This is a genomic window from Paraburkholderia sp. GAS38 (assembly GCF_050434965.1).
GTDB lineage: Bacteria > Pseudomonadota > Gammaproteobacteria > Burkholderiales > Burkholderiaceae > Paraburkholderia > Paraburkholderia phenazinium_A.
In genome coordinates, this window is record NZ_JBNDJO010000001.1 from 24,413 (window position 1) to 39,878 (window position 15,466).

The following is a 15,466-nucleotide window of genomic DNA, read 5'->3' on the forward strand; positions in this document are numbered from 1 at the left end:
AGCCGCCTCTGGCGAACCCTGGGGTTCGTCAATTTGGCGACGCTTGCCCGAATCAGCATTTCACCCCTACAGTTAGTTCCTTGTTGTTGCCCTGTTCTGCGCGATCTGGATACCCCTATGCCCACTGCCTATAAACGCGTCCTGCTCAAACTCTCCGGTGAAGCTCTGATGGGCGATGATGCCTTCGGCATCAATCGCGCGACGATCGAAAGAATGGTGGCGGACGTGGCCGAGGTCGTGCGGCTCGGTACGCAACTGGCTGTCGTGATCGGCGGCGGCAATATTTTCCGTGGTGTGGCAGGCGGTGCGGCGGGCATGGACCGCGCAACGGCCGACTACATGGGGATGCTCGCCACCATGATGAACGCGCTGGCGCTGCAGGACGCGATGCGCCACGCCGGTATCGAGGCGCGCGTGCAGTCGGCGCTGCGCATGGACCAGGTGGTCGAGCCGTATATCCGCCCCCGGGCGATCCGCCAGCTTGAAGAAGGCAAGGTCGTGATTTTCGCGGCCGGCACGGGTAACCCGTTCTTCACGACGGACACCGCGGCTGCGCTGCGCGGCTCGGAAGTCGGCGCGGAAGTCGTGCTGAAGGCCACCAAGGTGGACGGCGTGTATTCGGCCGACCCCAAGAAGGACCCGACGGCCACGCGCTACACAACGATCAGCTTCGACGAGGCGATTGGCCGCAATCTGCAGGTGATGGACGCCACGGCTTTCGCGCTGTGCCGCGACCAGAAGCTGCCGATCCGCGTGTTTTCTATCGTCAAGCCAGGTGCGCTGAAGCGCATTGTGCAAGGCGAGGACGAGGGTACCCTCGTCCACGTGTAAACTCTCGTTCACATAACGTGGGCTTTAACGCGGGCCCGGGCCGCCGCTGTACGCGCGCTGGCCGGCTCGCACCGTTTTGAAGGTTCGGAGGTTTAAAAATGTCTGTGGCTGATATCAGGAAGGGCGTCGAGCAGAAGATGCAGCGCTCGATCGACGCGTTCAAGAACGATCTGTCGAAGATCCGCACGGGCCGTGCGCACACGGGCCTGCTCGATCACATCCAGGTCGACTATTACGGCTCGCCGGTGCCGATCTCGCAGGTCGCGAACCTGACGCTGATCGACGCCCGTACGATCGGCGTGCAGCCGTGGGAAAAGAAGATGGTGCCGGTCGTCGAAAAGGCGATCCGCGAATCCGATCTGGGCCTGAACCCGGCTACGCAAGGCGACGTGATCCGCGTGCCAATGCCCGCGCTGACCGAAGAGCGCCGCCGCGAACTGACCAAGGTCGCGCGCAGCGAAGCGGAAACGGCCAAGATTGCGGTGCGCAACCTGCGCCGCGACGCCAACGAGCAATTGAAGAAGCTCGTGAAAGACAAGGAAATCTCCGAAGACGACGAGCGTCGTGCCGGCGACGACGTCCAGAAGCTGACGGACAAGTTCGTGTCGGAAATCGACAAGCTCGTGACGACCAAAGAAGCCGAGATCATGACGGTCTGAGGCCGTCAGGCTCCAGCATCTTCAGGTCTTTACTTCTTTTTTTGCAGTCACTGTCCCGACGGCCATGACCTATACCAGCTCAACCGTTCGCGTGCCTGATGTCGCGGCGGTGCCGCGACATATCGCGATCATCATGGACGGCAACGGCCGTTGGGCAACGCAGCGCCGCCTGCCGCGCGTGGCAGGCCATACGCGCGGCGTCGACGCGGTGCGTGCCGCCGTCGAGGCGTGCGCACGGTCCGGCGTCGAATATCTGACGCTGTTCGCCTTCAGCTCCGAGAACTGGCGCCGTCCGAACGACGAAGTGTCGTTCCTGATGCGCCTGTTCGTGACCGCGCTGGAGCGCGAGATCGGCAAGCTGCACGCCAACGGCATTCGCCTGCGCGTGGTCGGCGACCTGGCGATGTTCGACAAGCGCATCCAGGATCTGATCCGCCGCGCCGAGACCAAAACCGCCCGCAATACCCGTCTTACGCTGACCATCGCCGCCAACTACGGCGGCCGCTGGGACATCATGCAGGCCACCCGCAAGCTGGCCGAGCAATCGGCGCAGGCCGGCGAGGCCGTCGAGATCAACGAGGAATCGTTCGCCGAGCACCTCGCCATGGCGTACGCGCCGGAGCCCGATCTCTTCATCCGGACCGGCGGCGAGCAGCGCATCAGCAACTTCCTGCTGTGGCAACTGGCCTACACCGAGTTCTACTTCACCGATACCTTCTGGCCGGATTTCGACGCCGAGGCGCTGCGCCACGCGATCGATTCGTATGCGGAGCGCGAACGCCGCTTCGGCCGCACCAGTGCTCAGCTCGAGCCGCAATCGCAAAACGTCGATTCGCTTCCATGCTAAAAACCCGTGTTATCACGGCGATCGTCCTGCTGGCTGTGTTCTTGCCGGTCACGCTGTTCGCGCCGGTGGGCGCGTTCGGCGCGTTGATCGCGTTCGTGCTCGTCTTTGCCGCGTGGGAATGGGCGCGCCTGCTGAAAGTGGGCGGCGTCGGCCCGGTCGTCTACGCTCTCGTTGCGGCGGTGGCGTTGGTGGCGAGCACGCGGCTCGGCACCGAGGTGCATCCGCCGCGTTCCCTGCTGCAGGCCGCCGCGGTCTTCTGGGTGCTGGCCGGACCGTACGTCCTGTTGCGCAAACCGGCGCTCGCGCAGGGCGCTTGGCGCCTGTTCCTGTTTCTTGCCGGAATTGTGGTGTTCGTCGCCTGCTGGCATGCGCTCGTGGCGGCACGCGCCAAGGGTGTCCCGTTCGTTCTGTCCCTGCTGCTGGTGGTCTGGCTGGCCGATATCGGCGCATACTTTGCGGGTAAGGCGTTCGGTCGGCACAAGCTGGCGCCGGCCATCAGCCCCGGTAAGACCTGGGAAGGCGCCGTCGGCGGCTGGCTGGCTGTCGTGATCGTCGCGTCAGCGGCTATAGTGCTGCATGCGTTCGAACCGACCCTGTATTCCGCATTGCTGGGGCGCCTCGGCGCTGTCCGCACGCTGGTCGTCCTGACGGTTCTGGTGGTGTTCAGCGTCGTCGGCGATCTGTTCGAATCGCTGTTAAAACGTCAGGCCGGCGTCAAAGATTCCAGCGGCCTGCTGCCGGGACACGGTGGCGTCCTTGACCGCATCGATGCACTATTGCCGGTGCTGCCGCTCGCAATGCTGCTGCTCGGCTAGAGAAAGAGATATGCAAAAACGTCTGACACTGCTCGGTTCCACGGGCTCGATTGGAGACAGCACGCTCGACGTCGTCGCGCGTCATCCCGAGCGCTTTTCGGTCTACGCGCTGACCGCGCATCGCAACGGCGACAAGCTCGTCGAACAATGCCTGCGCTTTCATCCCGAAGTGGCGGTGGTCGGCGATGCCGCTACCGCGGCGCAGGTCGCCGCGAAGCTGCGCGAGGCCGGCTGCAAGACCGAGGTGAGCTACGGTCCGCAGGCGCTCGTCGACGTCTCGAAGAGCGACGCTTGCGATACGGTCGTGGCGGCGATCGTCGGCGCAGCGGGGCTCGCTCCGACCCTGGCCGCCGCGCGCGCCGGCAAACGCATCCTGCTCGCCAACAAGGAAGCACTGGTGATGTCCGGCGCGATCTTCATGGACGCGGTACGCGATCACGGCGCCGTGCTGCTGCCGGTCGACAGCGAACACAACGCCATCTTCCAGTGCCTGCCGCGCGAGGCCGCGTTGCACGGCGGCGTGTCGAAGATCATCCTGACCGCGTCGGGCGGCCCGTTCCGCACGCGCGAGCCGGCGAGTCTCGTCAACGTCACGCCTGACGAAGCCTGCAAGCATCCGAACTGGGTCATGGGCCGCAAGATTTCGGTCGATTCGGCGACGATGATGAACAAGGGCCTCGAAGTCATCGAGGCGCACTGGCTGTTCGCGCTGCCGGGCGAGCGCATCGAAGTGCTGATTCATCCGCAGAGCGTGATTCATTCCATGGTGTCGTACGCCGACGGCTCGGTGCTCGCGCAGCTCGGCAATCCCGACATGCGCACGCCGATCGCTCATGCGCTTGCGTTCCCCGAGCGTGTCGATTCCGGCGTGGCCCAGCTCGATCTCGTGCAGGTCGCGTCGCTGTCGTTCGAAAAGCCCGATTACGCGCGCTTCCCGTGTCTCGCGCTGGCCATGAAAGCGCTTGCCGAGGGCGGCATTGCGAGTGCGGCGTTGAACGCCGCCAACGAGATCGCCGTCGAAGCGTTCCTTGCCCGCAAGATCGGCTTCATGGCGATTGCCCAGGTGGTCGACGCGGTGCTGAACGCGCTGCCCAACCGCAGCGCTCAGGCGCTCGACGACGTGATCGAAGCCGACGCGGCCGCGCGCCGGGCGGCTGCCGACTTTATCCAGCGTTTGCCGCAAGACGCTCTTCGCGCGGAACGTGCCGTCCAGTGAGGCGATTATGAACCTGCTGATCGAACTGCTCGCCTTCGCGGTCGCGATCGGCGTGCTGGTGGTGGTTCACGAGTATGGCCACTACAGTGTCGCGCGTTTGTGCGGTGTGAAAGTGCTGCGCTTTTCGATCGGCTTCGGCAAACCGCTGGTTCAGTGGGTGAGTCCGAAGACAGGCACCGAATGGACCATTGCCGCGTTGCCGCTGGGCGGCTACGTGAAGATGCTCGACGAGCGCGAAGCGGGCGCGCCGATTCCCCCTGAAGCCTTGCCGCACGCCTTCAACCGCCAACACGTCGCGAAACGTTTTGCGATCGTCGCGGCCGGCCCGGTCGCCAATTTCATCCTGGCCATCGCGCTGTTCGCCGTTGTATTTGCCACTGGCGTGAGCGAGCCGGCTGCGATCGTCGCCGCGCCGACGCCGAATACGGCTGCCGCGCTCGCCGGCTTCGACGGCGGCGAGACGGTGGTCGGGGTGCGCAATCCGGACGGCGGTTCGAGCGAGCCGGTCCGTTCATGGTCCGACCTGCGCTGGAAGCTGCTGGGCGCCGCGTTCGATCATCGCCGCGTGATTCTGAGCGCCAAAGACAGCCATGGGACCTCTGACTTCCCACTGGATTTGCGCGACGTCGCGGAGAAGGATGTCGACGACGACTTCATGTCGCATCTGGGTTTCGAGCCGGGTGGCGGCAAGCTGATCGTGGCGGGCGTCCAGCCCGGTAGCGCCGCGCAACACGCGGGTCTCGCGGCGGGCGACCGCCTCGTGTCGATCGACGGTAAGCCGACCGACAATGCCACCGCCTTCATCGCCTATGTCAAGACGCACGCGGGCACGGCCATCACGCTGCAGGTCGAGCGTGGCGGCGACGCGCAGCAGGCCGGCAAGACCGAAGCAATCCACGTCGTCCCGCTCGCGCAGCGCGACGACACCACCGGCGAGTCGATCGGCCGGATCGGCGCGGAACTGGCGACCCAGGTGCCGTCCATCGAGGTGCGCTACGGCCCGCTCGAGAGCCTGCAACTGGGCGCACACCGTACGTGGGATCTGGCCGCGTACTCGGTACGCATGTTTGGCCGGATGATTACCGGCGAGGCGTCGCTGAAAAACCTGTCAGGCCCGGTGACGATTGCCGACTACGCAGGCAAGAGTGCAAGGCTCGGTCCGTCAGCATTCCTGTCGTTCCTGGCCCTTGTCAGCATCAGTCTGGGCGTACTTAACCTACTCCCGATTCCGGTATTGGACGGGGGGCATCTGTTATATTATTTGGTTGAAGCTGCAACCGGCAAAGCGGTCTCCGACCGCTGGCAGCTCGTTCTCCAGAGAGCCGGGCTGGCCTGTATCGTCGCCTTGTCGGCGATCGCGCTTTTCAATGATCTGGCTCGTCTGATCCATTTTTAAAGTGTCTGTCGGCGCTCACGAAAGGCGGCCGTCTGGCCTGATTTAGCTATACATTGGGGAAGTACGTTGTTGAAACCTCATCGCTCGGTTCCTAAGACGGTAGCAGCCGCTGCGTTAGCGGCGCATGGACTGGTGGCTCACGCAACTTCGCCTTTCGTGGTGCGGGACATCCGCATTGAGGGTTTGCAACGCATCGAGCCCAGCACCGTGTTCGCCTACCTGCCTATCCGGGAAGGCGATACGTTCTCCGACGACAAGGCCTCCGAAGCGATTCGCGCGCTGTACGCCACCGGTTTCTTCAATGATGTGAGGGTCGTCGTCGAAGGCGACATCGTGATCGTCCAGGTGGTGGAGCGTCCGGCTATCGGCACAATCGACTTCACCGGTCTGCACGAGTTCGACAAGGACAACCTGATCAAGGCGCTGCACTCGGTCGGGCTGTCGCAAGGCCGCTATTACGACAAGTCCCTGGCCGATAAGGCCGAACAGGAACTCAAGCGTCAGTATCTGACGCACGGCTACTACGCAGCCGAAGTCAAGACCACGGTTACGCCTATCGACCGCGATCGCGTCGCCTTGCTGTTTTCGGTGGAAGAAGGTCCGAGCGCGAAGATCCGCCAGATCAACTTCATCGGCAACAAGGTGTTCAGCAGCGGTACCTTGCTCGACGAAATGCAGCTGTCCACGCCGAACTGGTTCTCGTGGTACACGAAGAACGACCTGTACGCGAAAGACAAGCTGACCGGCGATCTGGAGAACGTTCGCTCGTACTACCTGAACCGCGGTTATCTCGAGTTCACGATCGATTCGACCCAGGTGTCGATCTCGCCGGACAGGAAAGACATGTACCTGACGGTCTCGCTGCATGAGGGCGAGCCGTACACGATTTCCGGCATTCATCTGGCCGGCAATCTGCTGGACCGTGAGGCCGAACTGGACAAGCTCGTCAAGATCAAGACCGGCGAGCGTTTTTCGGCCGAGAAGCTGCAGGCCACCACCAAGGCGCTCGTCGACAAGCTCGGCGAGTACGGCTATGCCTTCGCCACGGTGAATGCCTCGCCGCAGATCGACCCGCTGCACCATCAGGTCGACCTCACGCTGCAGATCGATCCGAGCCGCCGGGTGTATGTACGCCGCATCAACGTGGTGGGCAACACCCGCACGCGCGACGAAGTGGTGCGCCGCGAAATGCGCCAGCTCGAAAGCTCGTGGTTCGATTCGAACCGTCTCGCGCTGTCGAAGGATCGCGTGAATCGCCTCGGCTACTTCTCCGATGTCGACGTGACGACCGTGCCCGTGGAAGACACGCCGGACCAGGTGGATGTGAACGTCAAGGTCAAGGAAAAGCCGACCGGCTCGATCACGCTGGGTCTGGGCTACGGTTCGGGCGAAGGTCCGATCATTTCGGCGGGCGTCTCGCAGGACAACGTGTTCGGCTCGGGCACCAGCCTCGGCGTCAACATCAACACCGCGAAGACGTACCGCACGCTGACCGTCACGCAGATCGACCCGTACTTCACGGTGGACGGCATCAAGCGCATTACGGACGTGTACTACCGCACCCAGCAACCGCTCTATTACTCTACGGATTCGAGCTTCAAGATCGTCACCATTGGCGGCGACCTGAAGTTCGGCATTCCGTTTTCCGAAGTCGATACGGTATATTTCGGCGCGGGCCTCGAGCAGAACCGGCTCGACGTAGACTCAGCGACGCCGCAAAGCTATCTGGACTACGTCAACGAGTTCGGCCGGGTGTCGGACAACGTGCCGATCACGGTGGGCTGGTCGCGCGACGCGCGCGACAGCGCGCTGGTGCCGAGCCGCGGTTACTTCACCCAGGCGAACGCGGAATATGGCACGCCGCTGGGCGGTACGCAGTATTACAAGGCTGATATCAACGCGCAGTACTATTATTCGTTTGCGCGTGGTTTCGTGCTCGGTTTCAACTTGCAGGGCGGCTATGGCAACGGCCTAGGCGGCAAGCCTTACCCGATCTTCAAGAATTACTATGCGGGCGGGATCGGCTCCGTGCGTGGCTACGAGCCAAGTTCGCTGGGCCCGCGCGACGTTTCGACGGGCGACCCGATCGGCGGTTCGAAGCTGCTGGCGGGCAGTATCGAATTGACGTTCCCGTTGCCGGGCACGGGTTACGATCGCACGCTGCGGGTCTTTTCGTTCCTCGACGCGGGTAATGTGTGGGGCGACGAGGGCAACAGCATCGGTGCGAACGGCTTGCGGTACGGTTACGGCGTGGGGCTTGCGTGGATCTCGCCGATCGGGCCGCTCAAGCTGAGCCTGGGTTTCCCGCTGACGAAGCACGATGGCGACCAGTACCAGAAATTCCAGTTCCAGATCGGAACGGCATTCTGATTGGACGGTCCGGGCTATCCCCGGACCTCTTTACAGTATCGAGAGGATGACTTTGCGAACCGGTATGTTTTCGAAACGTGTGGCGTGCGCGCTTGCGCTGGCAATGACTTTGGGCGTTGGGGTAGCGCACGCGCAGGAAGCCAGGATTGCGGCCGTCAACTCGGATCGTATCCTGCGCGAGTCGGCTGCTGCGAAGGCTGCCCAGACCAAGCTGGAGGCCGAGTTCGCGAAACGCGACAAGGATCTGCAGGATATGGCGCAGAAGCTGAAGTCGATGTCGGACGCGCTGGACAAGAACGGGGCGTCGATGGCGCCGGCCGACCGCGCCGAGAAGCAGCGCGACCTGTCGCAACTGGATACCGATTTCCAGCGCAAGCAGCGCGAGTTCCGCGAAGACCTGAACCAGCGCCGCAACGAGGAGCTGGCCGCCGTCCTCGACCGCGCCAACAAGGTGATCAAGCAGATCGCCGAGCAGCAGCACTACGACCTGATCGTTCAGGAGGCGGTGTATGTCAGCCCGCGTATCGACATTACGGACCAGGTGCTGAAGGCCCTGGCGGCCGCGCCGAGCAATGGCACTTCGGGCACCTCAGGCGGCACGGGCGGGTCGTCCACGAACAACGGCAACTGAACAGCAGGAGCAGTACACGCATGGCTTTTACGCTCGAGGACATCGTCCAGCGGTTCGGCGGTGAAGTAGTCGGAGACCGGTCGCAGCGCGTGGGCAGTCTGGCGCCGCTCGACCAGGCTGGCCCGAACCAGCTGGCGTTCCTCGCCAATCCGAAGTATCTGTCGCAGGTCGAGACCACCCGCGCGGGCGCCGTGTTGATCAGCGCCGACGATCTCGCGAAGCTAGGCGAGCAGGGCGCTCGCAATTTCATCGTCACACCCAACCCTTACGCTTACTTCGCGCGTGTTGCGCAGGCCTTCATCGATCTGGCCGCGCCGAAGGCGCTGCCGGGCGTGCACGCCAGCGCGACGATCGATCCGTCGGCGCAGATTGCGCCGAGCGCCGTGATCGGGCCGCATGTCACGGTCGAAGCCGGCGCGGTGATCGGCGAGCAGGTGCGGCTGGACGCGAACGTGGTGATTGGCCGCGGCACGCAGATCGGCGCCGGCTCGCACCTGTATCCGAACGTCAGCGTGTACTACGGCTGCAAGATCGGCGAGCGCGTGATCATTCATGCGGGCGCGGTGATCGGTTCAGACGGTTTCGGTTTCGCGCCGGATTTTGTCGGCGACGGCGAGGCTCGCACCGGTAGCTGGGTGAAGATCCCCCAGGTCGGTGGCGTATCGATCGGGCCGGACGTCGAGATCGGCGCCAACACCACGATCGACCGCGGCGCGATGGCCGATACCGTCATCGAAGAATGCGTGAAGATCGACAATCTGGTGCAGATCGGCCATAACTGCAAGGTCGGCGCCTATACGGTGATTGCCGGCTGCGCGGGCATCGCCGGTAGTACGACGATTGGCCGGCATTGCATGATTGGCGGCGCGGTCGGTATTGCCGGACACGTTACACTGGCCGATTATGTGATCGTCACGGCGAAGTCGGGTGTGTCGAAGTCGCTGTTGAAGCCCGGCATGTACACGAGCGCGTTCCCGGCCGTCGATCACGCCAACTGGAACAAGAGCGCGGCTTTGCTGCGCAACATCGACAAGCTGCGCGACCGTATCAAGGCGCTGGAAGCGGCCGCGGCAACCAGCGCGCAAGGCAACAAGGCGTGAGCGCCGCTTAGGCAGGCGCCAGGGCATCAAGCAGGAAGCGTCGGTTGCGGTGACCGGGCAGCATGGGCTGCCGGGTCACGTCAAGCGGCGGCAGCAAGCGTCACCAATCCACCGAACCCGTATCCGCAGTCATCATCGCGCAGTCAATGCGTGAGCAGAAACACCATGAGCACCGAAAAAATCAATCTCGACATTCATAAGATTCTCAAGCTGCTGCCGCATCGCTATCCGATCCTGCTCGTTGACCGGGTGCTCGAACTCGAGCCGCACAAGAGCATCAAAGCGCTGAAGAACGTGTCGATCAACGAGCCGTACTTCATGGGTCACTTCCCGAGCCGTCCGGTGATGCCGGGCGTGCTGATCCTCGAAGCGCTGGCGCAAACCGCCGCGCTGCTGACGTTCTCGGAAGAACCGCATGATCCGGGCAACACGCTATACCTGTTCGTCGGCATCGACAATGCGCGCTTCAAGCGCGTCGTGGAGCCGGGCGATCAGCTCATTCTGAACGCAACGTTCGAACGGCATATGCGCGGCATCTGGAAGTTCAAGGCACGCGCTGAGGTAGATGGCGCGGTTGCGGCGGAAGCCGACCTGATGTGCGCAGTCCGCCATACAGACACGGACGGCCAGTAGTCGTAGGCCGGTAACGCTGGGCCGCCGGCGGACGTCCTGTCATGGATCTCCGTCTGGGGGGCGGCCAGCAATGGAATGCCGGTCAGGCGGCACACGCCGGCGCGGCATCCAGATAACGCAACGGAATCAGAAGCGAGGGCGCATGAGCAGGATTCATCCCACTGCAATCGTCGAGCCGGGCGCGCAGCTCGACGAAACGGTTGAAATCGGACCGTATGCCATTGTCGGCCCACACGTCACCATTGGCGCGGGCACGACGGTCGGTTCGCACAGCGTGATCGAAGGTCACACGACCATTGGCGAAGAAAACCGCATTGGCCACTATGCATCGGTCGGTGGCCGGCCGCAGGACATGAAGTACCGGGACGAGCCGACCCGGCTTGTTATCGGCAACCGCAACACCGTTCGTGAGTTCACCACGATCCACACCGGCACGGTTCAGGACGCGGGCGTCACCACGCTCGGCGACGACAACTGGATCATGGCCTACGTGCACATCGGCCACGACTGCCATGTGGGCAGCAACGTGATCCTGTCGAGCAACGCGCAGATGGCCGGCCACGTGACGATCGGCGATTACGCCATTGTCGGTGGCATGTCGGGCGTGCACCAGTACGTGCGCATCGGCGCGCATTCGATGCTGGGCGGCGCGTCGGCACTCGTGCAGGACATCCCGCCGTTCGTGATTGCCGCCGGCAACAAGGCGGAGCCGCACGGCATCAACGTCGAGGGTCTGCGCCGGCGCGGTTTTTCGCCGGATGCCATCTCGGCACTGCGTGCCGCATACCGTTTGCTGTACAAGAACGGTCTGTCGCTGGAAGAGGCCAAGGTGCAGCTGACCGAACTCGCTTCCGCGGGCGGCGAAGGCGATGCGCCGGTGAAGGCGCTGGTCGACTTCGTGGTCGCCTCGCAACGCGGCATCATCCGCTAACCGATGACCTTGCAACCCAGTCCGCTACGGCTCGCAATGGTGGCCGGCGAGCCATCCGGCGACCTGCTGGCCGCATCCCTGCTCGATGGCCTCGGCAGTCGCTTGCCGGCCGGCACGCAGTACTACGGCATCGGTGGCCCGCGCATGATCGGCACCGGCTTCGACGCCCACTGGCCGATGGAAAAGCTGTCGGTGCGCGGCTATGTCGAAGCGCTGCGGCACATTCCCGGGATTCTCGGTATCCGCAACGAGCTGAAGCGCCAGTTGCTGGCCGAGCCGCCGGCCGCATTCGTTGGCGTCGACGCGCCCGATTTCAACTTCGGCCTCGAACATGCGCTGCGCGAGGCCGGCATTCCCACGATCCACTTCGTCTGCCCATCCATCTGGGCATGGCGCGGCGGCCGCATCAAGAAGATCGCCAAGGCGGTCGACCACATGATGTGCGTGTTTCCGTTCGAAACCGCGTTGCTTGAAAAGGCCGGCGTGGCGGCGTCGTACGTGGGTCATCCGCTGGCCGACGAGATTCCGCTCGTGCCGGACACGCTGGGCGCGCGCCGCACGCTCGGGCTGCCGGAAAGCGGGCCGGTGATCGCCGTGCTGCCGGGCAGCCGGCGCTCGGAAATCAATCTGATCGGCCCGACGTTCTTTGCCGCTATGGAGTTGATGCAGCACCGCGAGCCGGGGGTGCGTTTCGTGATGCCGGTGGCGACGCCGGCGCTGCGCGAATTGCTGCAGCCTCTGGTGGATGCCAGTCCGGGCCTCGCGCTGACGCTGATAGAAGGGCAGTCGCAGGTGGCGATGACCGCCGCCGACGCGATTCTCGTCAAGAGCGGCACGGTGACGCTGGAAGCCGCGCTGCTGAAGAAGCCCATGGTGATCTCCTACAAGGTGCCCTGGCTGACCGGTCAGATCATGCGGCGGCAGGGCTATCTGCCCTACGTGGGCTTGCCGAACATCCTGGCCGGGCGCTTCGTCGTGCCGGAGATCCTGCAGCATTTCGCGACGCCCGAGGCGCTCGCCGATGCCACCTTGAAACAGTTGCGCGACGAAGCCAACCGGCGCACGCTGACGGAAATTTTCACGGAGATGCATCACGTGCTGAAGCAGAACACGGCCCAGCGCGCCGCGGAAGTCGTGGCGAACGTGGTCGAAACGCGCAAGGGGCGCAGATGACGGGTGCACGCGTGCCCCGGCGCAAGTCCGCTGCGGCGGCGGAGCAACCCGGCTTCAACTTCAACGCCCCGGACGAGATTGTCTGCGGCGTCGACGAAGCCGGGCGCGGGCCGCTGGCCGGGCCGGTCGTGGCGGCGGCGGTGATTTTCGATCCGTCGAAGCCGATGATCCGCGGCCTCGACGATTCGAAGGCGCTCACCGCCAAAAAGCGCGACGAACTGTACGACAAGATCGTCGAGCGGGCGTTGGCGTATTGCGTTGCCTCGGCGTCGGTCGAAGAGATCGATACGCTCAATATCCTGCATGCCACGATGCTGGCGATGAAGCGCGCCGTCGAAGGCCTCGCGGTTGTGCCGACGCTGGTGAAGATCGACGGTAATCGCTGTCCGGTGCTGGCTATCCGCAGCGAGGCAATTGTCGGCGGCGATGCGCTGGTCAAGTCCATTTCCGCTGCGTCGATTCTCGCCAAGGTCACGCGCGACCGCATGCTGCTGCAATTGCATCAGACCTTTCCGGTGTACGGCTTCGATGCGCACTCGGGCTACGGCACGCCACAGCATCTGGCGGCGTTGCGCGAACACGGGCCGTGCGAGCATCATCGGCGCTCGTTTGCGCCGGTGCGCGAGGCGCATCTGCGTATCGCCGGGCTGAACGTGAGCGTGCCGGGCACGTCGGGCGCCGGCACGCTGATCGCGGCCGAGGTCGTGGACGCGGCGTGGGACGAGCCGTTCGGCAACGCCGCGCGTTCCTGACACACCCGCGCGGGTATCCTGCGCCTTTCTCACATTCTCACTGTCTTCGCTGCCTGTGAAAGCCATCACCTCGCGGGACAATCCGCTCTACAAACGCCTCAAGGCATTGGCCGGCTCGACGCATCAACAGCGTCGCAGCGGTCACGCGCTGCTCGAAGGGTTTCACCTTGCGAGCGCGTATCTGGATGTCGCCGGGCAACCCGAAACCTGTCTCGTCACCGAGGGCGCGCTGCGTCACGACGAGGCGCAGACCATCGTCTCGCGGATCGACGAGCACCGTATCGTGACGTTGCCGGATGCGCTGTTCGGCCAGTTGTCGAATGTGGTCAACGGCGTGGGCATTCTGCTGGTGGTCGATAAACTCGCGCCGGCGCTGCCGGAGCGGGTCGCGCAAACCTGTGTGGTGCTCGATGGCGTGCAGGATGCGGGCAATGTGGGCTCGATTCTGCGCAGCGCGGCCGCTGCGGGTATCCAGCAGGTGTTTTGTGCGCCGGGTACGGCTTACGCGTGGTCTTCGAAAGTGCTGCGCTCGGGTATGGGCGCGCATTTTTTGCTGGAGATTCACGAAGACGTCGAGCCGCAGACCTTGATCGAGCGCCTTGCCGTGCCGGTGGTGATTACGGACTCGCACGGCGCCGAGGCGATCTACGACTGCGATCTGTCGGGGCCGCTCGCCTGGGTGATGGGTAACGAAGGCGCGGGCGTCTCGCAGACGTGGCGCGATGCGGTCACGCTGCGTGTGACGATCCCGCAACCGGGCGGGATGGAGTCGTTGAATGTGGCGGCGGCTGCCGCCGTATGCCTGTTCGAACAGTGCCGCCAGCAGCGCGGCACGCGGTAATCTTCGCCACAACCGGGCATAGCCGCCGCAGACCTGAAGCCAGCAGCCGCTTCGCCTTCCTCAATACGCCGGCCGGTCCAGCTTGATTTCCTGCAGGATGGTCGTCGCGATCTCTTCGATCGACTTGTGCGTCGACGACAGCCACTTGATCCCCTCGCGCCGCATCATCGCTTCCGCTTCGTTGATCTCGTAACGGCAATTCTCCGGTGCCGCGTACTTGCTGCCCGGACGGCGCTCGTTGCGGATCTCCGAGAGCCGCTGCGGATCGATCGACAGCCCGAACATCTTTGTGCGGTGCTCAAGCAGCGGCGTGGGCAGCTTGCCGCGTTCGAAGTCTTCCGGAATCAGCGGATAGTTGGCCGCCTTCACGCCGTACTGCATCGCCAGATAGAGGCTGGTCGGCGTCTTGCCGCTGCGCGATACGCCCACCAGGATCACGTCGGCATCGGCCAGATTGCGGTTCGATTGACCGTCGTCATGGGCGAGCGAGAAGTTGATCGCCTCGATGCGGTTCTTGTACTCCTCGGTGTCCGCGTTCTGGTGCCCACGGCCCATCGCGTGGCTCGACTTCAGCTCCAGTTCCTGTTCGAGCGGCTCGACGAAGGTCTGGAACATGTCCAGCACCAGCGCATTCGAGCCCTTGACGATCTTGTTCGACGCACTGTCGACGAGCGTCGTGAAGACGATCGGGCGGCGGCCATCCTGCCTGACCGCTTCGTTGATCTTTTCGAGCGTCGCGTAGGCCTTCTCGGTTGAGTCCACGAAGGGAACCCGAACCAGGCGGAATTTCTGGTCGAACTGGGAGAGGATCGAATGCGCGAAGGTCTCGGCAGTGATCCCGGTACCGTCGGAGACGATGAATACGGTGGGCGGCATCAGTGGGGCAGGGAACGTGAGCGGGAAATTACGCTCGAATCTAACATCGTCGCGCCGATGCCCTCTGTACGGTGGCTAACCGGAGACTACAGAGGCGTCGGCGCGGCGCGCCGTGGGCGCCGCTCGCGCGCTCCTGACAGCCGTGGCCTCGTAATGAGCCCGACGGCAGGTCCGGGGCGCGGTTCGAGGCGCAATTCTCGTCCGACAGTCACATTTTGAGAGTCGGCACGGTAGAATAGCGGCAACCTGTTGGATAAGCAATTGCAGGCGAACCGCGCTTAACTCGCATTTATCGCCCGGTCAACGCCCTGCTTTTTACCGGTAACTTGTGGCGAATTTGAATAATTTCGTCCAACCGTGAGCTTCGTCGCGCTTTTTGCGCGCTTCGCGGCAAA

15 protein-coding genes are annotated in these 15,466 nt (G+C 63.7%); 14 read left to right on the forward strand and 1 reads right to left on the reverse strand.

Going from position 1 to position 15,466, the window contains the following annotated elements:
* Window positions 1–117: 117 nt before the first annotated feature.
* The 14 genes from pyrH (at window position 118) to P3T42_RS00160 (ending at window position 14,195) form a co-directional block, all read left to right on the forward strand.
* Window positions 118–831 carry a UMP kinase gene (gene pyrH, locus P3T42_RS00095; protein WP_074264280.1) on the forward strand — a complete coding sequence of 238 codons (714 nt, stop codon included), beginning with the start codon at window positions 118–120 and terminating at the stop codon, window positions 829–831.
* A gap of 98 nt (window positions 832–929) precedes the next feature.
* Window positions 930–1,490, forward strand: coding sequence for a ribosome recycling factor (gene frr / locus P3T42_RS00100; protein ID WP_074299630.1), 561 nt, complete (start codon window positions 930–932; stop codon window positions 1,488–1,490).
* Window positions 1,491–1,554: 64 nt separating this feature from the next.
* The gene (locus P3T42_RS00105) at window positions 1,555–2,337 is read left to right on the forward strand and encodes an isoprenyl transferase (protein ID WP_074299628.1); all 783 of its coding nucleotides are present in this window, start codon (window positions 1,555–1,557) and stop codon (window positions 2,335–2,337) included.
* Window positions 2,331–3,152, forward strand: coding sequence for a phosphatidate cytidylyltransferase (locus P3T42_RS00110; RefSeq protein WP_074299626.1), 822 nt, complete (start codon window positions 2,331–2,333; stop codon window positions 3,150–3,152). Before P3T42_RS00105 ends, P3T42_RS00110 begins: the two co-directional genes overlap by 7 nt.
* 10 nt (window positions 3,153–3,162) lie before the next feature.
* A complete protein-coding gene (locus P3T42_RS00115; RefSeq protein WP_074299624.1) occupies window positions 3,163–4,368 on the forward strand; it encodes a 1-deoxy-D-xylulose-5-phosphate reductoisomerase in 1,206 nt (401 codons plus the stop codon).
* Between the two features lie 7 nt (window positions 4,369–4,375).
* Complete coding sequence (rseP, locus tag P3T42_RS00120; protein WP_429304826.1) at window positions 4,376–5,764, forward strand: RIP metalloprotease RseP; 1,389 nt, start codon at window positions 4,376–4,378, stop codon at window positions 5,762–5,764.
* A 66-nt stretch (window positions 5,765–5,830) separates the two neighbouring features.
* Window positions 5,831–8,134, forward strand: coding sequence for an outer membrane protein assembly factor BamA (gene bamA / locus P3T42_RS00125; RefSeq protein WP_429304827.1), 2,304 nt, complete (start codon window positions 5,831–5,833; stop codon window positions 8,132–8,134).
* Window positions 8,135–8,180: 46 nt separating this feature from the next.
* A complete protein-coding gene (locus tag P3T42_RS00130; protein WP_429304828.1) occupies window positions 8,181–8,765 on the forward strand; it encodes an OmpH family outer membrane protein in 585 nt (194 codons plus the stop codon).
* 20 nt (window positions 8,766–8,785) lie between these two features.
* Window positions 8,786–9,865, forward strand: coding sequence for a UDP-3-O-(3-hydroxymyristoyl)glucosamine N-acyltransferase (gene lpxD / locus P3T42_RS00135; RefSeq protein WP_074299617.1), 1,080 nt, complete (start codon window positions 8,786–8,788; stop codon window positions 9,863–9,865).
* 165 nt (window positions 9,866–10,030) lie between these two features.
* Window positions 10,031–10,498 carry a 3-hydroxyacyl-ACP dehydratase FabZ gene (gene fabZ, locus P3T42_RS00140; RefSeq protein WP_074299615.1) on the forward strand — a complete coding sequence of 156 codons (468 nt, stop codon included), beginning with the start codon at window positions 10,031–10,033 and terminating at the stop codon, window positions 10,496–10,498.
* Window positions 10,499–10,640: 142 nt separating this feature from the next.
* Window positions 10,641–11,429, forward strand: coding sequence for an acyl-ACP--UDP-N-acetylglucosamine O-acyltransferase (gene lpxA / locus P3T42_RS00145; protein ID WP_074299613.1), 789 nt, complete (start codon window positions 10,641–10,643; stop codon window positions 11,427–11,429).
* 3 nt (window positions 11,430–11,432) lie between these two features.
* Entirely contained in the window at window positions 11,433–12,602 is a 1,170-nt protein-coding gene (lpxB, locus tag P3T42_RS00150) for a lipid-A-disaccharide synthase (RefSeq protein ID WP_429304829.1), read from the forward strand.
* Window positions 12,599–13,354, forward strand: coding sequence for a ribonuclease HII (rnhB, locus tag P3T42_RS00155; protein ID WP_074299607.1), 756 nt, complete (start codon window positions 12,599–12,601; stop codon window positions 13,352–13,354). Before lpxB ends, rnhB begins: the two co-directional genes overlap by 4 nt.
* A gap of 55 nt (window positions 13,355–13,409) precedes the next feature.
* Complete coding sequence (locus P3T42_RS00160) at window positions 13,410–14,195, forward strand: TrmH family RNA methyltransferase (protein ID WP_074299605.1); 786 nt, start codon at window positions 13,410–13,412, stop codon at window positions 14,193–14,195.
* Window positions 14,196–14,255: 60 nt separating this feature from the next.
* Here P3T42_RS00160 and ppsR read toward each other — a convergent pair whose 3' ends face one another.
* On the reverse strand, window positions 14,256–15,071 hold the full coding sequence (ppsR, locus tag P3T42_RS00165) for a posphoenolpyruvate synthetase regulatory kinase/phosphorylase PpsR (RefSeq protein ID WP_074299603.1): 816 nt from the start codon (window positions 15,069–15,071) through the stop codon (window positions 14,256–14,258).
* Window positions 15,072–15,466 lie beyond the last annotated feature (395 nt).